Genomic DNA, 19,854 nt, shown 5'->3' on the forward strand with positions numbered 1-19,854 from the left:
TGCGGTTCAGCCGATCTGCGCGTTCTTGGAGACGGTCACCTGGTCGATGTCGGAGGTCCGAACGGTCACGGCGACCTCCCAGTCGCCGCCGATCGGGATCTGCACCGCGCTCGCCGACCAGTGTCCGGTGGTGATGTGGTCCGGGGCGACGGGCAGCGGTCCGATGTCCTTCGCCTTCTGGGTCAGGGCGACCTTCACCTCGGGTATGTCGAAGGCGGTGCCGTCCGGGCGCTCGACGTAGAGGTGCAGGTCGTTGGCGCCGGTGCGGGCGGGGTCGAGTTCGACCCGGACGACGCCCCTGCCGTTCTGGGAGCCGGTGTCGAAGGGCATGTCCAGGGTCACCGCGCCGGTGGACGCCTCGGGCGCGGTGGCGGAGGAGGAGGCGCCGGTGGCCTTGGCCTCTTCCTCGGTCCGGCCCGGTTCCGTCTGGGTCAGCACGGTGGTGACGGCCAGCAGGACGACCGCGACACCCGCCTCGGCGAGCACGGAGCGGCGCAGTCCGAAGCGGTTCGGGTCGGCGTCGCGCTGCCGCTTCTGCCGGGCGGCGTCCACGGCCGCGCGCTGCCGAGCGAGCTGCGCGGCGCGCTGGGAGGTGCCGGCGCCGTTCGAGGCCCCGGACTTCTTGGCGGACCCGGCCCCCTTGGCGCCGCCCGCCTTCGCGCCGCCCGCCTTGGCGCTCGTACCGGAGGTCTTGCCGCCCTCGGCACTCTTCGAGCCCTTGGCCGCCGTCCCGGAGGCCGCCGCCTTTCCGTTCTTGCGGGCGGCCGACGCGCCAACGGGCGCCTTCTCGCCCTTGTCCCGCTTCTCGCCCTTGTCCCCCTTCTCGTGCTTCTCCCGCTGCCGGACCACCCCCGCGGTCGCGGCCTGCGCCAGCTGCGCGGTCCAGCGGCGCGACAGGTAGGCGATGCCGACCAGCACCGCGACGAGCGCGATCTTGACCAGGAGCAGCTGCCCGTAGCGCGTGTCGGTGAAGGCGCTCCAGGAGCCGAGCTGGCGCCATGACTGGTAGGTGCCGGTCACGACCAGCGCGATCACGCTGCCGAAGGCGAGGCGCGAGAACCGGTGCACGGCCTCGGCCGGGACCGGGGCGTCGGCGGGGCCGCGGTACAGCGCGGCGAGCAGGGCGGTGAGTCCGCCGAGCCAGGTGGCCACGGCGATCATGTGCACGACGTCGGCCGGCATGGCGAGCCCGGCCTGGAGGCCCACGGAGGCGTGCTCGGACATGGCCCACGTCGCGGCGAGGCCCGCCGCCACGACCGTGCCGCCCACCGCGAGCCCGAAGGTGAGGTCCCGCTTCTCCTCGTCCTCCCGCTTGTCGTAGGCGCCGAAGAGCACGGCGACGAAGAGGGCGGCCGCCGCGAGCAGCAGCAGCCGGGAGACCAGCGCGGCACCGGTCTTGGTCTGGAGGACCTCACCGAGCAGGTTGAGGTCGAAGACGTCGCCGAGCTTCCCGGAGCCGGTGTAGGAGCCGCGCAGCAGGAGCAGCAGGAGGGTGGCCGCGGTCAGCGCCAGCCACCCGGAGACGACGACCCGCTGCACGACCCGGACACCGGAGCCGCGCGGCCAGCAGGCCAGGACGAAGGCGGCGCCGCCGACCAGCACGGCGAAGCCGGCGTACGACACGTAGCGTCCGACACCGTAGAGGCCGCCGACGAAACCGCCGCCCGCCGCCTGCGGGGAGGCGGAGACCGTGGTGTCGGAGGGGGCGCCGACGGAGAAGGTGTAGGCGCCGGCGACGGGATGGCTGTCGGCGGACACCACCTGGTAGGTCACGGTGTAGGTGCCGTCGGGCAGGCCCGCGTGCAGCTTGACGGAGTACGTCGTGCCGCCGATGCCGGACGGGCTGCCCGCGTCGACGCGCTTGCCCTTGGGGTCCAGGACGCGCAGCGCGTCGTCGTCGACGGAGACCGACTCGGAGAAGGTGAGCGACACCTGGGCGGGAGCCCGGTCGACCACCGCCCCCTGCTGGGGGTCGCTGCCGGTCAGGGCGGCGTGCGCGGAGGCCGGTCCGGCGCCGGCGAGCAGCGCGCAGGCCGCGGCCAGGAGCAGCAGCACCAGGGTCCGGAAGCGCGGGGCGATGGTCTGCGTCAAGGTGGTCCCTCCCTCGGTGTCCGGTCAGTTTCCGGTGTGGGCGGAGTGTCCGTCACCGGGCTGGTAGGTGGCCGCCTTCACGGGCACCTCGACCGTGACGGGCTCGGACTGGGCGAAGTGCAGTTCGACGGTGACCGACTCGCCCTGCTTCGGCTGTCGCTTCAGCTTCTCGAACATCAGGTGGTTTCCGCCGCTCCGGAAGACGAGGCGACCGTGCGCGGGGATCTCGAGGCGGTCCACCTCCTTCATCGTCCCGTCGACGGTCTCGTGCACGGTGACGTCGCCGGCCTCGCTGGTGACCGAGGTCAGTTCGTCGTCCGCGTCGCCCTCGTTGGTGATGGTGAGGAACCCGGCCGCCATGGAGGCGGAGACCGGCTGCGGTATGTACGCGGCGCCGACCGAGAGTTCGGCCCCGGAGGAGCCGGACGCGCCGGAGTCCGAGCCCGAGTCGGAGCCGCCGCAGCCGGCCAGCGCCAGGACGGCGGCCGCCGCGAGGACCGCGAGCGCGGGGCGGGACCCGCGGCCGCTCACGGGTTCTCCCCCTTCACCAGCTTGGGGAGGTCCTCGGTGTAGTCGTCGACCGTGGCGTCCTCGCCGTAGAGCACGTAGCCCGCGTCGGACTTCGGGGAGAAGGCGACGACCTGGGTGCCGTGGGTCGAGACGATCTTGCCGTTCTTGTCCTTGGTCGGCGGGTCGATCGAGATGCCGAGGGTGCGGGCGCCGGCCTGGACGGTGTCGAAGTCGCCGGTCAGGCCGACGATCTGCGGGTCGATGCCCTTGATCCACTTGCCGAGCGCGGCCGGGGTGTCCCGTTCCGGGTCGGTGCTGACGAACACGACCCGGAGCTTGTCCTGTTCGGCCTGGGACAGCTGCTTCTTGGCCACGGCGATGTTGTTCATGGTCAGGGGGCAGACGTCGGGGCAGTGCGTGTAGCCGAAGTAGACCAGCGTGGGCCGCCCGGCGGTCTGCTCGCGGAGGTCGTACTTCTTGCCCTGGGTGTCGGTGAGGACCAGGTCGGGCTTGTCGAAGGGCTTGTCGAGGACGGTGGCGGCCTGCTGTGCGGTGTCCTCGGAGACCATCGTGACGGGCTTGTCGCTGTCGGCGCCGCTGCCGCAGGCGGACAGGGTGAGGGAGGCGGCGGCGAGCAGGGCCGCCGCGGCGAACGTCTTCTTGCGCATAGAGAAATGTCCCAGATGTGAGGTGCACCGGTGCGCGCCGGGACCCGTCGGACCGACGGGACGGCGCGCACCGGACGTGAGGATGCGCCGGCGGTATGGCACCGGCGCACCGGCGTGCGCGCGGCCGCGTCGTTACGCGGACGCGCCGGAGTCGCGGCGGCGGCCGGCCAGCACGCCGTAGCCGACGCCGGCGGCGCCGACGACGATGCCGACGATGCCGAGGACGCGCGCGGTGGTGTCGCTGCCGTCACCGGAGCCGGAGTCCGCCGAGGAGTCGGCGGCGGTGTTCTGGGCAGCCGACTCGGCGTCGTCCCCGGCCTTCTCGTCCGACGAGCCCGCGGCGCCGTGGGCGTCGTCCTCGGCGGCGGCCAGCTCCAGCACGGGCGCCGGGTTCTCCGGCTCCTCCTGGCCCTCCTGCGGCACCTCGATCCAGCGGACGACCTCCTTGTTGGAGTACGTCTGGATGGCCTTGAAGACCATCTGGTCGGCGTCCTCGGGCAGCGCGCCGATGGAGAGCGGGAACTTCTGGAAGTAGCCGGGCTCGACGCCCTTGCCCTCGGCGGTCCAGGTGACCTTGGAGACGGCCTCGGTGAGCTGCTTGCCGTGGGAGTCGATCGGCTTGTCCAGCTTGGACTTGGTGACCTCGGCCTTCCAGCCCGGGACCGGCTGCGGCATCACGGACGCGAGCGGCTGGTCGGCGGGGAGGTTGATCTCCAGCTTGGTGGTGGAGGCGTTGTCCCGTTCGTTGGGGACCTTGAAGTTGACGGTCGCGTAACCGCCCTTGGCTGCCGTGCCCTCCGGCTGCACGCTGACGTGCGCGAACGCGGGGGCGGACAGGGCGAGGACGGCGAGGCCGGAGACGGCGCCGGCGGCGGCGATACGGGAAGCCTTCATGGACGAGCACTCCGCTTCGAGTGGGCACCGGTGTCTGCACCGGTGACGGGTGAGGAGAGGGAAGCGCGCACACGCGCGTGCCGCACGACGACGGCCCCCTCCGTACTCCCTGGGCGGAAGCGGGGTGGTGGTCGCGCCGTGTCAGGCGGCGAGGGAGTACGCGTCGGCGGGCGGTCCGCGCCTGATCACCGAGTGCTGGAGTGCGGCGGTACGGGGCCGCGGCGGCGGCGCCTGGGAGGGGCGCGGCGGGCGCGGTCCGGTGCCGGGGGCGCCGGCGAGCCCGGCGTGCAGGGCGCACACCAGGGCGAGCGCCGCGCGCAGGGCGCGTACGAAAGCGGCCTCCGCCATCGAGTGCGCCGAGTGGGCGGAGAGTTCGACGAGCCGGGCCAGTGCGAGGTCGCCGCGGCGCAGCAGCCAGCCGGCGGCGACGGCCGCGATCACGTGCCCGAGCAGCATCGGCAGCGACGGCAGCAGTGCGGCCGGGTCGCCGGTGCCGGTCAGGGCGTCGGCGGAGTGGTGCGTGGCGCCGGCCGCCGAGTCCGGGGAGACCCGTGCGTCGTCGAGGATCCGCTGGGCCTGGGCGGGGCTGATCGCCGCCGCCGTGGTCCCGCAGACCAGCCGTGCCGCCTGCTGGACCAGGGAGGCGTCGGACGGTGCGGCCGTCGAGCCGGAGGCCGCGGCCACGGTGGAGCCGTGCTGGCCCAGCCCGAACACGACGTGCAGGGCGGTCTGTCCGACGGCGAGCAGCGCCACGATGCCGGGCAGCGAGCGCAGCCGCCCGGCGAGGGGCGCGGCGACCACGACCGCCCCGAGGAACCCCGCGCCCAGCGACCACAGCGGAACGGTGGCGCAGGAGGCGAGGGTGTGACCCGCCGCGGCCAGCACGACGCAGACCGCGGCGAACACCGCGGCCCGCAGGACCCGGAGATCGTTTCCGGAGCGCGCCGTTGGCGGGTGGGGGGCAGTCATGGCGGGCTCATCATCGCACTGACCTCCCCCGCTCCGTACGGCAGGTCCACAAGGTGCCGTACGACCCGAAGTGAACCGGAAGATCACCCTCTGGTGCGAGCCGTACCGCACGGCGCCGCGAGCCGTTACGCATACACCGGCGCGCGACGGGGGCGCATCCGCCAGATGAGCGGTGTCACGGCCCGAACGCGCTTACACCGGGGTGTGAGGGGCAATACGTAACGGTATGTCGAGCCGCGGCCGGGAGGCTGGAGCATGAGCATCTGGTGGTCACTCCATTTGCGGCGCGAGGCTGCGAGCGTGCCCCTGGCCCGCCGCCTGCTGATCGGCACCATGGAGACCGCGGGCGTCGACCCGGACATCTCCTTCGATCTCTCCGTCGCCCTGAGCGAGGCCTGCGCCAACGCCGTCGAGCACGGCGGGGACGGCGGCTCGGGCGGCCCCACGGAGGCCTACCGCGTCACGGCGTACCTGGACGGTGAGCGCTGCCGCATCGAGGTCTCCGACACGGGTCCCGGCTTCCCCGCCGAGGCGCCGGGCCGGCCGGGCAGCGTGGGCCGCCCCGTCTCCGCCGACGCCGAGAGCGGGCGGGGCCTGTGCCTCATCGCCGAACTCGCCGACCACGTCCGGATCGGCAGTGAACCGGGGCGGTGCGGTGCCGTGGTGAGCTTCGACAAGATCCTCAAGTGGCGGGAGGACGCACCGCTGGTGGCGGTGTGACCCGGCGCCGGTGACAGCCGGTACGACGACGGCCGGACACCGCAAAGGTGTCCGGCCGTCATCGTCCGTCGGCCCTCCGGCCGCCGCGTGTCAGCCCTTGAGCGCGGCCATCCACTCCTCGACCTCGTCCGACCGGCGCGGCAGCCCGGCGGAGAGGTTCCGGTTGCCGTCCGCCGTGACGAGGATGTCGTCCTCGATGCGGACGCCGATGCCCCGGTACTCCTCGGGCACGGTCAGGTCGTCGGCCTGGAAGTACAGCCCCGGCTCGACGGTGAGCACCATGCCGGGCTCCAGGGTGCCGTCGACGTAGGTCTCGACCCGCGCGGCGGCGCAGTCGTGGACGTCCATGCCGAGCATGTGGCCGGTGCCGTGCAGCGTCCAGCGGCGCTGGAGGCCCAGCTCCAGCACGCGCTCGACCGGGCCCTCGACCAGGCCCCACTCGACCAGCCGCGCGGCCAGCACGCGCTGGGACGCGTCGTGGAAGTCGCGGTACTTGGCGCCCGGCTGCACGGCCGCGATCCCGGCCTCCTGGGCGTCGTACACCGCGTCGTAGATCTTCTTCTGCAGCTCGCTGTAGCGGCCGTTGACCGGCAGGGTGCGCGTGACGTCCGCCGTGTAGTACGTGTGCGTCTCCACGCCGGCGTCGAGCAGCAGCAGGTCGCCGGAGCGGACCGGGCCGTCGTTGCGGACCCAGTGCAGGGTGCAGGCGTGCGGTCCTGCGGCGCAGATGGAGCCGTAGCCGACGTCGTTGCCCTCCACGCGCGCGCGGAGGAAGAAGGTGCCCTCGATGTAGCGCTCGCTGGTCGCCTCCGCCTTGTCGAGGACCTTCACGACGTCCTCGAAGCCGCGGACGGTGGAGTCGACGGCCTTCTGCAGCTCGCCGATCTCGAACTCGTCCTTGACGAGGCGGGCCTCGGAGAGGAAGACCCGCAGCTCCTCGTCGCGCTCCGCGGTGACCTTGTCGGTGAGGGCGGCCTCGATGCCGGCGTCGTGCCCGCGGACGACGCGCACCGGGCCGGTGGCCTCGCGCAGGTTGGCGGCCAGCTCGCGGACGTCGGAGGCGGGGATGCCGTACAGCTTCCCGGCCTCGGTGAGGGAGTGGCGGCGGCCGACCCACAGCTCGCCCTGGCCGCTGAGCCAGAACTCGCCGTTCTCGCGGTCGGAGCGGGGCAGGAGGTAGATGGTCGCGGTGTGCCCGTCGCCCTTGGGCTCCAGGACCAGGACGCCGTCCTCGGTCTGGTTTCCGGTCAGGTACGCGTACTCGACCGAGGCGCGGAAGCTGTACTCCGTGTCGTTCGAGCGGGTCTTCAGGTTGCCCGCGGGGATCACCAGGCGCTCACCCGGGAAGCGGGCCGAGAGGGCGGCGCGCCGGGCGGCGGTCTCGGCGGCCTGGGCGATGGGCTCCAGGTCGTGCAGTTCCGTGTCGGCCCAGCCGGACTTCATGTTCTCGGCCAGCTCGTCGGACACGCCCGGGTACAGGCCGTTCTTGCGCTGCTTGACCGGCTCGTCGCCGTCCGCGTCAGCGGCGTCCTCAAGCACGGCCTCCGGGGTCTCCGGGATCTCCGGGTTCTCCTGGGTGAGCTCCTCCGCCACGGTCATCCTCCTCGATACGGCACTGGACCACCCCCCATCGTACGGTCGTACGGAAGGGGGCCCAGGGGCGAAGGGCCTGTTACCGGGAGGTCGCTACCGTCCGTTGTCCGACGCCTCCGAGGCGTCATTGTCCGTTATTCGAACCGGACGGCCAGCAGGACGACGTCCTCCTCGGAGTCCGCCTCGGCCCTGCCGTCCGGCAGCACGGTGCGCAGGACGTGCTCGGCGACGGCCTCCGGGTCCTGGCGGGCGACCCTCGGTACGCCGGCGGCGGCCGCGTGCAGCCGGGCGAAGGCGCGGTCGGCCCGGTCCCCCGTGCGGTGCAGCAGCCCGTCGGTGTACAGCAGAACCGTCTCTCCCGGTTCGGCCTGCACCTCCACGCTGGGCGCCTCCCAGCAGGCGAGCATCCCGAGCGGCGCCGACACGGAGGTCTCGACGAACTCCGTGCGCCGCTCCCCGATCAGCAGCGGTGGACTGTGCCCGGCACCGGCCAGGGTGATCCGGCGCAGCGCGGGTTCGCAGTAGCCGAACAGGGCGGTGGCCGAGCGGGCGGGCTCGGTCAGCCGCAGCAGCAGCTCCAGGTCGGACAGGACCGCGACCGGGTCCTCGCCCTCCATCACGGCGTACGCGCGCAGCGAGGCGCGCAGCCGCCCCATCGCGGCGACCGCGCTGGGACCGGCCCCGGTGACGGAGCCGACCGAGAGGCCGAGCGCGGCGTCCGGCAGCGGCAGCGCGTCGTACCAGTCGCCGCCGCCGAGCGGGCCGGTGCGGTGCCGGGCCGCGAGCTGGACGCCGGGCACCCGCGGCAGGCGGGAGGGGAGCAGCTCCTCGGCCATGGTCGCCATGCACGCGCGCGTGCGCTCGACCTCCAGGAGGCGGGTCAGGTGGGGCGCGGCGTAGCGGACGTAGAGGCCGGCCAGATGGCGCTGGTGGTCGTCCGGTTCGGCGGGCTCGTCGTAGAGCCAGGCGGCGGCGCCGAGGCGGGGGGTGCCCTCGGCGGCGATCGGGAGCGCGTAGCTGGCGGCGTAGCCGAGGCGGGCGGCGACTTCGCGGTGGCGGGGGTCGACGCCCTTCTCGGCCAGCAGGTCGGGCTCGGCCACCCCCTCCTCGCCGACCGGCAATCCGTCGAGGATGCGTCCGTGGGGCAGGGAGGTGCGCGGCACGGTCTCGATGTGGCCGAGATCGGCGCGGCCCAGTCCGAGGCCGACGGTGCTGTCCGGGCCGAGTCCGTCGGCCGGTTCCAGGACGACGAGACCGCGCCGGGCGCCCACCAGGGCGGCTCCGGCGCGCAGCAGTTCCTGGAGGCCGTCGGAGAGGGTGTCCGTGCGGACCAGGCGTTCGGTCAGTTCGTGCAGGGTCGTGAGGTCCGAGACCCAGCCGGCCAGCCGGTCCTGGAGCAGGGTGCCGGGGGCGGCGGCCCTGCCCGGGGTGTCGTCGGGGGCGGGAGCGTCGGCGGTGCCCGGCGCGCCGGCCGGGGAAGTGCCGGGTGCGGCTGGCGCGACAGTGTGTGCGGGGGACGGGACCGCTGAATCGATTCCGGCCACTTTCGGAGGGTGCGGGGCGTTCATGGTGTCCGGCTTTCCGACCGGCGCTTACTGCTCAAAAGCATCGCAAACCCCCATGTCATTCTGCGCCGCTAGCAGTGTCTCCACATGTACACGCACTCGTAAGGGGATGTCCAGCATTGTCCTGCCGGGATTCCTGGTGTCCGTGGGGTGCGAGCGGCCTCCTTCCGGAACTCTTGCGGAACAGCTAGATTGGCTTGAAACTGCCCCAGAGGACGGCTTGTTGCGGTCGACTGGGGGTGCTTCACGGAGCGTCACAGCGGTCGTGATGGGTACGTACTCGGAGAAGGCCGGGGGTGGTTGGGGGCCACCCGGAACCTGGCGACGGACCCGGGCGTCCTATCCACCGACGACCGTGCCCCATCCTCCCGTGGCGGAGGCGGAGAGAAATACGCGGAACGGCAAACGCCAGACTTCGCCACCCCCGCGCCACGCCCATGCTCTTGCCAGACGCAGTGTGGTCGGAACCGTCACGGACGCAGTCAATGCTCGACCCACAGGGGTTTCCCCTGCCTTCGGCAGTGGTGTTTCCCCGGCGGGGCGCCGCTCGGGGGAGCGCGCCCCGGTGCGGGAGGCGTCCAGCGGCACGGATGTGATGCGCCACCAGCTACGCACAGCGAATGCTCGACACATGGTGTGAGTGACCACGGTGTTGCCAGGCGTGCAACGGAAAGGAACGAGCGCTCATGCGCGAGATCCTCGGAAGGCGACGCAGGCTCCTGTCCCGGCACGACGGCGGGCGGCCTGAGCTGATCGGCGCGGCCCTGACCTACGCGACGCAATGGCAGTGGCCCGTCCTCCCGGGCGTGGCGGCGGACCCGCAGGCGCGGTCCCGCTGCGGCTGCCCCGATCCCGAGTGCACGGTGCCGGGCGCGCATCCCTTCGACCCCGGTCTGCTGGCCGCCACCACCGATGCCCGCATGGTCCGCTGGTGGTGGTCCAACCGGCCCACCGCGCCGATCGTCCTGGCCACCGGGGGCGCCGCACCGTGCGCGGTCTCGCTGCCCGCCCTGCCGGCCGCGCACGCCCTGGCCGCGCTCGACCGCGCCGGTCTGCGGGTCGGCCCGGTCGTCGCCTCGCCCACGCGCTGGTCGGTGCTGGTGCGGCCGTACTCCATGGAGCAGCTGGGCGAGCTGCTCTACGCCAAGGACTTCGTCCCCGGCTCCCTGCGCTTCCACGGCGAGGGCGGCTACCTCGCGCTGCCGCCGTCCGACACCGGCGGCGGCGCCGTCCGCTGGGAGCGGGCGCCGCTGCCCGGTTCCGCCTCGCCCTGGGTGCCCGACGTGGAGGCCGTCGTGGACGCGGCCGTGGACGCCCTCACTCGTACGGGTGTGAGCGCGCCCGAGTTGTAGGGGCGCCCGGCGCGCACCGAGGGCGGGCCCGGTCTTCGTCGTTATCGTCCGGACCATGCCGCTTCATGCTGGGGAGCACCGGGCCGTCGCGCCGAGCCGTCCCGGACCGCACCGCGCCGGACCGGACCGTGGTGGGCCCGGCCCTGGTGGGCCGGACCGCCGGCGGTTCCGTCTGTACGGGCTCGTCGCCGTCGTGGTCTGCGCGGTGGTGCTGCCGTTCGCCGTGGCGTCCGCCGGACCGTCGCGCGAGACCGGACCGGAGGCTCCCGCGGCCGTCCGGATCCTCGCGCCGGGCGGAGACGCCAAGGCGTCCGCCGACGGTGCCGACCTGGCTCCGGCGCCGTCCGGGACCGCTCCCGCCCGGTCGCCGCTGCCGCCCGGACCGGCCACGGCCGTGCGCTGCGGACCCGAACTCACCTCGCCCGAGGGCGTCGAGGCGCAGACCTGCGTCCTCGCCCAGGGGCCTGAGACGTGGGCGCGGACCTACTACCGCAACGCCACCGGTGACCGGCTCGAAGCCGTACTGAGCCTCATGGAGGCCGACGGGCGCAGCCTGCGCATGCGGTGCGCCGTGAGCGCCGAGGATGCGCCCGGCACCTGCGAGACACCGCGGCAGCGCACCCGGCACGGATTGGCCGGATACACCGCCGTCGCGGAGTTCGCGGGCCGGGCCGGGTACGGGCCGCTGCTGCTGCGCACCGGCAGCAACCGGGATGCCGGACACGGCGAGGAGGGCGGGCCCGGGGCGGGAGCCGGGGGTGACGCGGATGGCGGATTCGTCGGCCGCGCCGATCGAGAGGGCAGCAACTCACCAGCGGAAACGGGGAGTTGACGGCCGGTCGCGGTGCGTGCGCGGCCGGGGGCATGGAAAGACCCGGTTGCTGGCGACGGGGGATGCACCAGCAACCGGGCTACTCGAACGGTAACAAGAGATCGGCGGTTAGCAAATTCGATCTCCTGTTTTCCGGTCACCGATTGGCTTGTCCGCGCCGTGAGTTGTGATCGGAGTCACCCGCGGGGCGGCGGGTGCTCCGGCTGACCGGTCGGTCAGCCGGGCCGGCCCGTGTCCCGCGGGGCGTCAGCTGAGCGTGACCTGTCGGTTGGTCAGGCCGCCCCGGGCCCGGCGCTCGTCGTGGGTGAGCGGCGCGTCGGAGGCCAGGGCCTCGGCGAGCCGCTCGCCGAACTCGGCGGCCGGCTTCTCGACGTCCTCCGCGGTGACCTCGCTCGGCAGGTCCCACACCGGAACGGTGAGCCCGTGGGCGCGGAAGGAACCGACGAGGCGCGTGCCCTCGCCGAGAGAGGACCGCCCGGCCGCGTGCAGCCGCGCCAGGGCGTCCAGGAGGCGCTCCTCCTCGTCCGGCATGACCCAGCGCAGGTGGTTCTTCTCCGGCGTCTCGCACCAGTAGGCGGCGTCCACGCTCCGCAGGCGCACGGTCGGGATGGCCGCGGCGTTGGCCCGCTCCAGGGAGGCGGTCACCTCCGGCGTGGCGTTCTCCGGGTCCGGCACCCAGAACTCGAAGCCCGCGTGCACCTGCGGCTCGAACGCGGCCTCGGGTGCCAGCAGGTCCTGCAGCCGGGGACCCTCGGCCGGCGCGCGGCGCCCCTGCACCGGGGTACCGGGCGCGGCGGTGAGCGCCTGCTGGAGGGTGTCGGCGAGGTCGCGGCTGATGTCGCCGGACGCCGTGTCGTTCTGCAGGCCGAGGAGGACCGAGCCGTCGTCGCGGCGCAGGGCGGGCCAGGCCATCGGCAGCACGGTGGCCAGGGTGACGGAGGGGACGCCCTCCGGCAGGCCGTTCCGCAGGGTCAGCTCCACCGTCGCCGCCGGCACCAGCTCGCGCAGCGCCACCCAGTCGCACTCGCCGGCCAGCCCCTCGAAGGGACGGTGGACCAGCTCGGTCGTGGCCTGCGCGGCGGCCCGGCCGTGGCACGCCTTGTACCGGCGGCCGCTGCCGCAGGGGCAGGGTTCGCGGGCGCCGACGACCGGGATCTGCCCGTCGGCACCCGCGGCGCGGGCTCCGCCGCCGGGCTGCGGGCGCTTGGCCTTCGTCTGGGGTCGCTTCTTGGCCATCGTGGGTGTCTCCCGGTAGCGGCTCATCTAGTACGGCGCGAGCCTAGCCGTTCGCGCCGATGCCGACGGGATCCTGTGGACAACGGCCGGGCCGCCGACGGCGGATGGAGGCCGACGGCGGTTGGCGGGCGACGGCGGACGGTGGGCGACGGCGGACGGCGGGCGGCGAACCCTCGCACGGTCGCCGGCCGGCTCAGCCCGCTTCGTCGACGACGTCCGCGAAGTCCAGCCCGGGGATCTCGGAGACGGCCGGCGCCGAGATGCGGGTGGCGAAGTCGTCGCGCCGGTGCCCGGCGTCCGGGTCGTGCACGTCGTCGTGGACGACGACCCAGACCGTGACCTCACCGCGCGCGTCGTCCCGTACACCCCAGTCGTCGGCGAGCGCGGTGATGATGTTCAGCCCGCGGCCGCCGTGCGCCGTGACCGACGGGGTCGCCGGGGTGGGGCGGGTCGGCCCGCCGCCGTCCGTGACCTCCACGACGAGCCGGCCGGCCGGATCGACCCGCCAGGCCGCACGCACGTCGCCGTCCCCGGCCAGCGCGTCGCCCAGGGGGCGGCCGTGCTTGCACGCGTTGCTCAAGAGTTCGGAAAGGACCAGAACTGCGTCGTCGATGACCGGTTCCGCCACACCGCCGCCGCGCAACTGCTCGCGCATGCGGTGCCTCGCTCGCCCCACGCCCGCAGGGCCATGGGGAACGGCCATGCTCGACGACGTGGGCACTTCCTGTGCCACCACCAACGCCACCCCCGAGACCTCCTTCGCCCCACGCCACGGTGTGGATGCCCCTCCGGCCTGAACCGGAAACCGGACCGTCGCCGCCCAGTGACGCATTCGACACGGTCGAACACGCAGCGAACGCGCCGGAGCACTCCCCGTAGTCACGTGGCTGGATTTCGTCGGTGTGGCCGAGACCGGAGAATGCGGCAGACGGGCCGCCGGGTCAAGGCCTGCGGACGAATCGCCTTGCCTGTCAGCGCCCGAGGTGGTCCAGCACCGCACGCGGCCGGTTGGTGATGACGGCGTCCACGCCCAGGTCGGCGCAGAGATCCACGTCGTCGGTGTCGTTCACGGTCCAGACGTGCACCTGGTGACCGGCGCGCTTCAGCCGCTCGATGTAGGCGGGGTGGTTGCGCACGATCCGGATCGAGGGGCCCGCGATCCGGACACCCGCGGGCAGCCGCCCGTCGCGCAGCCGGGGTGAGACGAACTGCATCAGGTACACCGTCGGGAGCGTCGGCGAGGCGGCCCGCACCCGGTGCAGCGAGCGGGCCGAGAAGCTCATCACACGCACCGGGGACTCGGCGGCCGAGGCCGGGGCGTCGAGCCCGAACCGCTTGAGGAGCAGCAGCAGCCGCTCCTCCACCTGCCCCGCCCAGCGGGTGGGGTGCTTGGTCTCGATCGCCAGCTCCACCCGCCGTCCGGCGTCGGCCACCAGCTGGAGCAGCCGTTCCAGGGTCAGGACGGAGGTCTCCTCCCGGTCCTCGGGCCGGTGCTCCCAGTCCGGCTGCTCGTCGCGGGTACGCCAGAACTCGCGGGTCCGGCGGGCTCCGAAGTCCAGCTCGGCCAGGTCGGCCAGCTCCAGGGCGGACACCGCGCCCCGGCCGTTCGACGTGCGGTTGACCCGCCAGTCGTGCACGCAGACGAGGTGACCGTCCGCCGTCAGGCGCACGTCGCACTCCAGGGCGTCCGCCCCGTCCTCGATCGCCTTCCGGTACGCGGCCAGGGTGTGCTCGGGGGCCTCCTCGGAGGCTCCGCGGTGGGCGACGACCTGGATCCGGTGCTGCCGTGCGTGGGTCACCGCGTCATGGTGCCACCGCGCGCGGGTAGACGTGCCATCGGGTCGCTTCGTCCATGCGTCCGTTTAGTCTTGGACATCCCATGTAAGGAACGGTCCGGGACCCACAGCAACCGCTTATGGTGCCCTGACGGCCCGTGGGAAAAGCTGATGGCATACAAACAGGCCAGCACACCCGCATCGCGCCGGACCGTGGACCACCGCGTGAGCGCGGCTGAGCGCGATCCGGGTGACCGACACACCGCCGTGGAACGAGGAGAGAAGCTGTGAGCACCGAGAACGAGGGCACCGCGGTACCCCCGGCCCCGTCCGCACCACCCGTGCCGGTGGACGCTCCCGCTGCCTCCGCCCAGCCGCCCGCGCCGCACCAGCCCCCCGCGCAGCAGGCCTCGGCCCCCACCCCGCAGGACCCGGCCGCCACACCGCCCGCCCCGACGCCGACCGGGGCACCGCCCCACGGCCACACGCCCCCCGACGCCTCCTGGCCTCCGCCCCCGCCGCCCGGTACACCGGCGTACGGAGGCGGCGGCAGCGGTGCCGGTGCCGGCGGCGGTGGCGGCTTCGGCGAAGGCCCCGGCGGCGGGGCGGGAGGCGGCGGCTGGGGTGCCTCGTACCAGCAGCCCCCCGCGTCCGGTTCGGGCCGCGGACGCGGCGGTGTGCTCGCCGGGGTCCTGATCGCGGCGCTGGTCGCGGGTGGTCTGGGCGGCGGTCTCGGCTACACCCTGGCCAAGAACAACGACGGCGGCGGCTCCACCACGGTCTCCGCCTCCGACACCGGCGGCTCCGTCAAGCGCGAGGCGGGCACGGTGGCCGGCGTGGCGGGCAAGGCGCTGCCCAGCACGGTCACCATCCAGGCCGAGGGGAGCAACGGCGAGGGCGGCACCGGCACCGGCTTCGTCTTCGACAAGGAAGGCCACATCGTCACCAACAACCATGTGGTGGCGGAGGCGGTGGACGGCGGCAAGCTCAGCGCGGTCTTCCCCGACGGCAAGAAGTACGACGCCGAGGTGGTCGGCAACGCGCAGGGCTACGACGTCGCGGTCATCAAGCTGGAGAACGCCCCGTCCGACCTGAACCCGCTCCCCCTCGGCGACTCGGACAAGGTGGCCGTGGGCGACTCCACGATCGCCATCGGCGCCCCCTTCGGCCTGTCCAACACCGTCACCACGGGCATCATCAGCGCCAAGAACCGTCCCGTGGCCTCCAGCGACGGCGCCGCGGACAGCAAGGCGTCCTACATGAGCGCCCTCCAGACCGACGCGTCGATCAACCCGGGCAACTCCGGCGGCCCGCTGCTCGACGCCCAGGGCAACGTCATCGGCATCAACTCCGCGATCCAGTCCACGAGCAACGGCGGCTTCGGCACCGGCCAGTCCGGATCCATCGGCCTGGGCTTCGCGATCCCGGTCAACCAGGCGAAGTTCGTCGCCCAGCAGCTGATCAAGTCGGGCAAGCCGGTCTACGCGAAGATCGGCGCCTCGGTCTCCCTGGAGGAGACGACGAACGGCGCGAAGCTCACCGAGCAGGGCGTGGGCGGCTCCGCCCCCGTCGAGAAGGGCGGCCCCGCGGCCGACGCCGGCCTCAAGCCCGGCGACGTGATCACCAAGCTGGACGACCGGGTGATCGACAGCGGCCCGACCCTGATCGGCGAGATCTGGACCCACAAGCCCGGCGACAAGGTCACGGTCACCTACGAACGCGACGGCAAGCAGCGCACCACCGAAGTCACCCTCGGCTCCAAGCTGGGCGACGACTGACCCACACCCCCACACCGACCCGCTACCCTGGTCCCGCGCCACAGATCACGACCGGCGCGGGGTGGGTTGCCCGAGCGGCCTAAGGGAACGGTCTTGAAAACCGTCGTGGCAGCGATGTCACCGTGGGTTCAAATCCCACACCCACCGCAGTGAGTTACGGCCCCTGACCAGGTTCTACGGTCGGGGGTCGTCCTCGTGGAGGGCTGAGCCGTCGTCGGGTGGCCGAGGGGCGGTTCGGTGGGCGGTGCGGCGGCGTTGGCGGGCCGTCGTCGTGAACCATCCGGCGGACATTGCCGTGCCCGCGATGCCGGCCGCGGTCAGGAGGCCCAGGGCCGGGATCACGTCGTCGCCCGTCGGGTACTTCTGGCCGCACAGTCGGACGGTTCCTGGGTCCGTGGCGGCGGTTTCCAGGCAGACCGCGGTGCCCCGCTCGGGGGGTTCGGGGCCTGCGTTTCCTGCTACGGGAAGGTCGTCCGTGGTGAAGCGGTGGCCGTCGACGCGGTAGGACACGTGGACCTTGGTCCCGCCCTTGACCTGCACCACCCTGTCGACGACTCCGCGGATGCGTAAAGGAGACGCGTCGATCCGTCTGGCGTCCGCCATCTGTACGGCGACCGTGCAGCCTGCGGCCGATGCGACCACGAGGCACACCGCTGCCACGGCGACCGGTCCCCATTTGTCCCGTCCCCGGGTCCCCCGCCCCATGGCGTCAGTCTCCCACCTCGACGTCCCGGGCCAGCCCGGCCCAGTCGAGGTGGTGCAGGGCCGGGGGTGGGGTGTCGGGGTCCGGGAGGGGCGGGGTGGGCTGGAACCAGATGACCGTGAGGGTGGAGTGGTAGCGGAGGGGGTCCCGGGACGGGTTCAGGGGCCGGGAGGAGAGGCGGGCCGCGCAGGCCACGCGGGGGAGGATCTCGACGGGGCCCTGGGCGCCCGCGTACTGGTCGGGGTAGTCGCGGGGCGGCGGGACCAGGTGGACGGGGGTCGCGGGGGACATGCGCTCGGCGGTGTGCCGGAGGGTCCGGATGCGGAGGTCGTTGACGGGGCGGCACGGGTAGCCGTCCAGCCGGGTGCCGTAGGTGGGGGTGAGGTGCAGTTCGGCCAGGTCGACGGTGCGGCCGCAGGTCAGGACGACTCTGGCCAGGGACATGGCCGGCACTCCGGGGCGGTTGTGCATCGGGGTCTTTCGGTTCGTGCCGGGTGGGGCGGTGGGGACGGCCGGTGGGGTGGCGGGGGCGGGCGGTGGGTCAGGGGTGGTGGCCGGTCATGCGGGCCGCCGAGGCGATGGTCGTGCGGGCCTCGCGTTCGGTGAGGCCGGTTGCCCGGGCGGCGTCCAGGAGGGGGTCGAGGAGGGCCGGGCCGATGCCGTTCTCGTAGGCGCGGCAGGCCGCCCAGAAGAGGCGGGTGTTGCGCTGGCCCTCGTGGGCGGCGAGGACGAAGTGGACGAGGCCGCGGCCGTCGTGGGCGTCGGGGGTGCCGTGCGGGGCGCGGGGGGAGCGGGGCGGGGGGAGCAGGAGGCGCAGGAATGCGGGTGGGCAGGGGGCGGGCGGCAGGTGGGACGTGCCGGGCGCGGTCGTGTAGACGCCGTGGCGGGTGCGGGAGCCGGGGCCGACCAGGTAGCCGCCGGCGCCCCGGATGTCGATGCCCGGCGCGAGGCGGCCCGCGGAGTTGGGGACCACGGCCTCGGGCGGGCCGGTGAGCCAGAGGTGGCGGCCTCCGCTGGGGGTCAGGACGACGACCGTGGGCGGGATCGTGAACAGGTGGCGCAGGGCCAGTTCGCGCAGGGCGGCCGAGGAGTCGGTCTCCGACTTGGTGTCCAGGTCGACGCCGACGAGGTGGTGCGGGGCCAGGCCGCAGGCGATGCCGTAGCCCGTGGCCCAGGGTGCGGCGGCGAACAGCTCGCGGATGCGGGCCGGGTCGGTGGAGGCGTCGTGGACGCCGTGCCCGAAGCGGCCGCACTCGCCGTGGCAGGAGGACTGGTCCGGCGCCGGGCCGGCGCGGTGCGGGGAGCGCAGGGCCGGGAGCTTCGTCCGGGACAGGGGGATCACGGCCAGTCCGCGTTCCGCGGCTGACAGGGCGTGTGCGAGGGCCAGCGTCGTGGCCTGCCGGTCGGTGGTGGCCATGCATCCATGGTCGTACGTATGTTCGAGAAAGGGAAGGGTGGGGGAGTGTGACGCGCCGGGGATGTGGGCCGACTTCGCGGATGTGACGGAACGCTTCGTCCGTTGTGCGGCTTGGGGCGGGAGTGTCCGGGCTGCCCCGTGCTGGGCGGTGAAGGTGAGCAAAGGGGTTTATCGACTTGTCCTCACGCTTGAGGGCGAATCAGGGCTTCCGGGGTGGTTCGCCGGGGATCCGGTGGGCAACTCTGATCACGCGACGTCGTGCACAGCGTCGAGGCGGTCGGCCAACTGCCTTGGCAATAGCCCAAGTTCAGAGAGCTTCACGCACCTTCACGCAGCTTCACGCAGGTCCAGTTCTGGAGGAACAAACATGGCAAGCATCCGTACCGCCCGTGTCGTCGCCGCCGTCGCCGCCCTTCCGCTCGCAGCCGCGCTCCTCGGCGGTGTGGCGACGGCGGACAACGGTGCCTTCGCGGACGACGGATCGAGCGCGACCGCCGCCAGCGCCAACGCCGGCATCCTCGGCAGCGGTGTCGGTGGCAGCAACAACGGCAACTCGTCCACGACGCAGCAGCAGGCCGTCGGCTCGGGCGCGTCGAACCAGAGCAACACCGCGCAGGTCGACGGCTCGGCGTTCACGGCGATCAACCAGGGCAACGAGAACGTCGCCGTCAGCTTCTCCCCGCTGTGGTGGTGAGCTGAGGGGGCCGGCGCGGGCGCGCTGCCGCGTCGGCCCCCGGTGATCGCGGGTGTGCTTCAAGGGGTCGCAGTGCGTCTGGGCGGCGGTGCTTCGGTGCCGCCGCCCAGACGTTTCCGGCGGCGCGTCGGTGTCGCCGCCCAGACGTTTCCGGCGGTGCTCGGGTGTCGCCGCCCAGACCCTTCAGCTGTGCTCGGGTGCCGCCGCCCAGACGCTTCGGCTGTGCTTCGGTGTCGCCGCCCATTCGTTTCGCCGAGAGCGGGCCCGCGGAGGACGCGGCCGCTCCGCTGCAGAGGCCCCTAGGGTGAACCCGCAGTGGCCCTCCACCCCTCGTCCACCTACAGGAGGTGCAGCGGGCCCCACCCCTACAACCTGAGGCGGAGTCCGCTTCGGGACCTGCGGCCGATCCGCCGGACACCCCCTCGCTCCTAGCGTTGAGCCATGACCACACCCGTCTGCACCAGCGCTTCCGAAGCCGCCACAGCCACGGCGCCAGCAAGGGCGCAGACCTTCCCGTACCCGTCGTTCTCGTCGTACGTGAAGGCCCGCCAGCCGGTGCTGCTGCGTACCGCCCGGTCGCTCACCGCGAACCCGAGCGACGCGGAGGACCTGCTGCAGACCGCGCTGACCAAGACCTACGTCGCCTGGGAGCGCATCGAGGACCACCGCGCCCTGGACGGCTACGTGCGCCGCGCCCTGCTGAACACCCGGACCTCGCAGTGGCGCAAGCGCAAGGTCGACGAGTTCGCCTGCGAGGAGCTGCCCGAGCCGGAGCCCCTGCCGGCCGGCGACGACCCGGCGGAGCGGCAGGCGCTGCACGACGCGATGTGGCGGGCGATCATGAAGCTGCCCGCCCGGCAGCGTGCGATGGTCGTCCTCAGGTACTACGAGGACCTCAGCGAGGCCCAGACGGCCGAAGTGCTCGGGGTTTCCGTGGGCACCGTGAAGTCCGCCGTCTCCCGGGCGCTCGGCAAGCTCCGCGAGGACCCTGAGCTGGGGATTGTCCGCAGCTGACGGCAGAAAGGGCCTTCGGGCCGTGAGCCGTCCGGGCTCCCGG

19 protein-coding genes and 1 tRNA gene are annotated in these 19,854 nt (G+C 73.3%); 7 read left to right on the forward strand and 13 right to left on the reverse strand.

Annotated features, from left to right (window positions below):
- Positions 1 to 6: 6 nt before the first annotated feature.
- The 5 genes from IE108_RS02365 to IE108_RS02385 all read right to left on the reverse strand — a co-directional run bounded on the left by IE108_RS02365 (position 7) and on the right by IE108_RS02385 (position 5,132).
- A complete protein-coding gene (locus IE108_RS02365) occupies positions 7 to 2,091 on the reverse strand; it encodes a copper resistance CopC/CopD family protein (RefSeq protein ID WP_064728749.1) in 2,085 nt (694 codons plus the stop codon).
- Positions 2,092 to 2,115: 24 nt separating this feature from the next.
- On the reverse strand, positions 2,116 to 2,622 hold the full coding sequence (locus IE108_RS02370; protein WP_064728748.1) for a copper chaperone PCu(A)C: 507 nt from the start codon (positions 2,620 to 2,622) through the stop codon (positions 2,116 to 2,118).
- Positions 2,619 to 3,269 carry an SCO family protein gene (locus IE108_RS02375; protein ID WP_064728747.1) on the reverse strand — a complete coding sequence of 217 codons (651 nt, stop codon included), beginning with the start codon at positions 3,267 to 3,269 and terminating at the stop codon, positions 2,619 to 2,621. Before IE108_RS02375 ends, IE108_RS02370 begins: the two co-directional genes overlap by 4 nt.
- Before the next feature lie 132 nt (positions 3,270 to 3,401).
- The gene (locus IE108_RS02380; protein WP_064728746.1) at positions 3,402 to 4,163 is read right to left on the reverse strand and encodes a YcnI family copper-binding membrane protein; all 762 of its coding nucleotides are present in this window, start codon (positions 4,161 to 4,163) and stop codon (positions 3,402 to 3,404) included.
- Positions 4,164 to 4,304: 141 nt separating this feature from the next.
- Complete coding sequence (locus IE108_RS02385; RefSeq protein ID WP_064728745.1) at positions 4,305 to 5,132, reverse strand: hypothetical protein; 828 nt, start codon at positions 5,130 to 5,132, stop codon at positions 4,305 to 4,307.
- A 255-nt stretch (positions 5,133 to 5,387) separates the two neighbouring features.
- On the opposite strand from IE108_RS02385, the gene IE108_RS02390 reads away from it, so the two are divergent.
- Positions 5,388 to 5,852: an ATP-binding protein gene (locus tag IE108_RS02390; RefSeq protein ID WP_064728744.1), complete on the forward strand. Its 465-nt coding sequence runs from the start codon at positions 5,388 to 5,390 to the stop codon at positions 5,850 to 5,852.
- A gap of 90 nt (positions 5,853 to 5,942) precedes the next feature.
- On the opposite strand, the gene IE108_RS02395 is transcribed toward IE108_RS02390, so the two are convergent.
- Together IE108_RS02395 and IE108_RS02400 are read right to left on the reverse strand one after the other, a co-directional pair.
- Positions 5,943 to 7,445, reverse strand: coding sequence for an aminopeptidase P family protein (locus IE108_RS02395; protein WP_107420449.1), 1,503 nt, complete (start codon positions 7,443 to 7,445; stop codon positions 5,943 to 5,945).
- A 134-nt stretch (positions 7,446 to 7,579) separates the two neighbouring features.
- On the reverse strand, positions 7,580 to 9,013 hold the full coding sequence (locus tag IE108_RS02400; protein ID WP_064728742.1) for a PP2C family protein-serine/threonine phosphatase: 1,434 nt from the start codon (positions 9,011 to 9,013) through the stop codon (positions 7,580 to 7,582).
- Between the two features lie 683 nt (positions 9,014 to 9,696).
- Here IE108_RS02400 and IE108_RS02405 point away from each other — a divergent pair.
- Both IE108_RS02405 and IE108_RS02410 read left to right on the forward strand, forming a co-directional pair.
- Positions 9,697 to 10,362, forward strand: a complete 666-nt coding sequence (locus IE108_RS02405) for a bifunctional DNA primase/polymerase (protein ID WP_064728741.1) — start codon at positions 9,697 to 9,699, stop codon at positions 10,360 to 10,362.
- Positions 10,363 to 10,417: 55 nt separating this feature from the next.
- Positions 10,418 to 11,194 (forward strand): hypothetical protein, encoded by a 777-nt coding sequence (locus IE108_RS02410; protein ID WP_229851567.1) that lies wholly within the window; start codon positions 10,418 to 10,420, stop codon positions 11,192 to 11,194.
- 246 nt (positions 11,195 to 11,440) lie between these two features.
- Here IE108_RS02410 and IE108_RS02415 read toward each other — a convergent pair whose 3' ends face one another.
- The 3 genes from IE108_RS02415 to IE108_RS02425 form a co-directional block, all read right to left on the reverse strand.
- Positions 11,441 to 12,430: a DUF5926 family protein gene (locus tag IE108_RS02415; protein ID WP_064728739.1), complete on the reverse strand. Its 990-nt coding sequence runs from the start codon at positions 12,428 to 12,430 to the stop codon at positions 11,441 to 11,443.
- 193 nt (positions 12,431 to 12,623) lie between these two features.
- Positions 12,624 to 13,262 (reverse strand): ATP-binding protein, encoded by a 639-nt coding sequence (locus tag IE108_RS02420; RefSeq protein ID WP_064728738.1) that lies wholly within the window; start codon positions 13,260 to 13,262, stop codon positions 12,624 to 12,626.
- A gap of 139 nt (positions 13,263 to 13,401) precedes the next feature.
- A complete protein-coding gene (locus IE108_RS02425; RefSeq protein WP_064728737.1) occupies positions 13,402 to 14,229 on the reverse strand; it encodes a glycerophosphodiester phosphodiesterase in 828 nt (275 codons plus the stop codon).
- Between the two features lie 263 nt (positions 14,230 to 14,492).
- Between IE108_RS02425 and IE108_RS02430 the strand changes: the two genes are divergently transcribed.
- Positions 14,493 to 15,983 (forward strand): S1C family serine protease, encoded by a 1,491-nt coding sequence (locus IE108_RS02430; RefSeq protein ID WP_064728736.1) that lies wholly within the window; start codon positions 14,493 to 14,495, stop codon positions 15,981 to 15,983.
- 60 nt (positions 15,984 to 16,043) lie between these two features.
- Positions 16,044 to 16,130: transfer RNA gene (locus IE108_RS02435), tRNA-Ser, on the forward strand.
- 27 nt (positions 16,131 to 16,157) lie between these two features.
- Here IE108_RS02435 and IE108_RS02440 read toward each other — a convergent pair.
- The 3 genes from IE108_RS02440 to IE108_RS02450 form a co-directional block, all read right to left on the reverse strand.
- A complete protein-coding gene (locus tag IE108_RS02440) occupies positions 16,158 to 16,586 on the reverse strand; it encodes a hypothetical protein (protein WP_159394615.1) in 429 nt (142 codons plus the stop codon).
- 106 nt (positions 16,587 to 16,692) lie between these two features.
- Positions 16,693 to 17,157 (reverse strand): hypothetical protein, encoded by a 465-nt coding sequence (locus IE108_RS02445; RefSeq protein ID WP_064728734.1) that lies wholly within the window; start codon positions 17,155 to 17,157, stop codon positions 16,693 to 16,695.
- Between the two features lie 70 nt (positions 17,158 to 17,227).
- On the reverse strand, positions 17,228 to 18,103 hold the full coding sequence (locus IE108_RS02450) for a bifunctional DNA primase/polymerase (protein ID WP_064728733.1): 876 nt from the start codon (positions 18,101 to 18,103) through the stop codon (positions 17,228 to 17,230).
- A 367-nt stretch (positions 18,104 to 18,470) separates the two neighbouring features.
- Here IE108_RS02450 and IE108_RS02455 point away from each other — a divergent pair, with 367 nt between their 5' ends.
- Together IE108_RS02455 and IE108_RS02460 are read left to right on the forward strand one after the other, a co-directional pair.
- Positions 18,471 to 18,797, forward strand: coding sequence for a hypothetical protein (locus IE108_RS02455; protein WP_064728732.1), 327 nt, complete (start codon positions 18,471 to 18,473; stop codon positions 18,795 to 18,797).
- A gap of 441 nt (positions 18,798 to 19,238) precedes the next feature.
- Positions 19,239 to 19,811: a SigE family RNA polymerase sigma factor gene (locus IE108_RS02460; protein WP_064728731.1), complete on the forward strand. Its 573-nt coding sequence runs from the start codon at positions 19,239 to 19,241 to the stop codon at positions 19,809 to 19,811.
- Positions 19,812 to 19,854 lie beyond the last annotated feature (43 nt).

This window comes from Streptomyces parvulus, assembly GCF_014648855.1.
Classification (GTDB): domain Bacteria; phylum Actinomycetota; class Actinomycetes; order Streptomycetales; family Streptomycetaceae; genus Streptomyces; species Streptomyces parvulus.

Excerpts from the sequence above, each read along its gene's own strand:
- IE108_RS02375 (WP_064728747.1), bottom strand. The coding sequence starts at position 3,269 with ATGCGCAAGAAGACGTTCGCCGCGGCGGCCCTGCTCGCCGCCGCCTCC.
- IE108_RS02380 (WP_064728746.1), bottom strand. The coding sequence starts at position 4,163 with ATGAAGGCTTCCCGTATCGCCGCCGCCGGCGCCGTCTCCGGCCTCGCC.
- IE108_RS02385 (WP_064728745.1), bottom strand. The coding sequence starts at position 5,132 with ATGACTGCCCCCCACCCGCCAACGGCGCGCTCCGGAAACGATCTCCGG.
- IE108_RS02390 (WP_064728744.1), top strand. The coding sequence starts at position 5,388 with ATGAGCATCTGGTGGTCACTCCATTTGCGGCGCGAGGCTGCGAGCGTG.
- IE108_RS02400 (WP_064728742.1), bottom strand. The coding sequence starts at position 9,013 with ATGAACGCCCCGCACCCTCCGAAAGTGGCCGGAATCGATTCAGCGGTC.
- IE108_RS02405 (WP_064728741.1), top strand. The coding sequence starts at position 9,697 with ATGCGCGAGATCCTCGGAAGGCGACGCAGGCTCCTGTCCCGGCACGAC.
- IE108_RS02410 (WP_229851567.1), top strand. The coding sequence starts at position 10,418 with ATGCCGCTTCATGCTGGGGAGCACCGGGCCGTCGCGCCGAGCCGTCCC.
- IE108_RS02415 (WP_064728739.1), bottom strand. The coding sequence starts at position 12,430 with ATGGCCAAGAAGCGACCCCAGACGAAGGCCAAGCGCCCGCAGCCCGGC.
- IE108_RS02420 (WP_064728738.1), bottom strand. The coding sequence starts at position 13,262 with ATGCGTCACTGGGCGGCGACGGTCCGGTTTCCGGTTCAGGCCGGAGGG.
- IE108_RS02440 (WP_159394615.1), bottom strand. The coding sequence starts at position 16,586 with ATGGCGGACGCCAGACGGATCGACGCGTCTCCTTTACGCATCCGCGGA.
- IE108_RS02445 (WP_064728734.1), bottom strand. The coding sequence starts at position 17,157 with ATGCACAACCGCCCCGGAGTGCCGGCCATGTCCCTGGCCAGAGTCGTC.
- IE108_RS02450 (WP_064728733.1), bottom strand. The coding sequence starts at position 18,103 with ATGGCCACCACCGACCGGCAGGCCACGACGCTGGCCCTCGCACACGCC.
- IE108_RS02455 (WP_064728732.1), top strand. The coding sequence starts at position 18,471 with ATGGCAAGCATCCGTACCGCCCGTGTCGTCGCCGCCGTCGCCGCCCTT.
- IE108_RS02460 (WP_064728731.1), top strand. The coding sequence starts at position 19,239 with ATGACCACACCCGTCTGCACCAGCGCTTCCGAAGCCGCCACAGCCACG.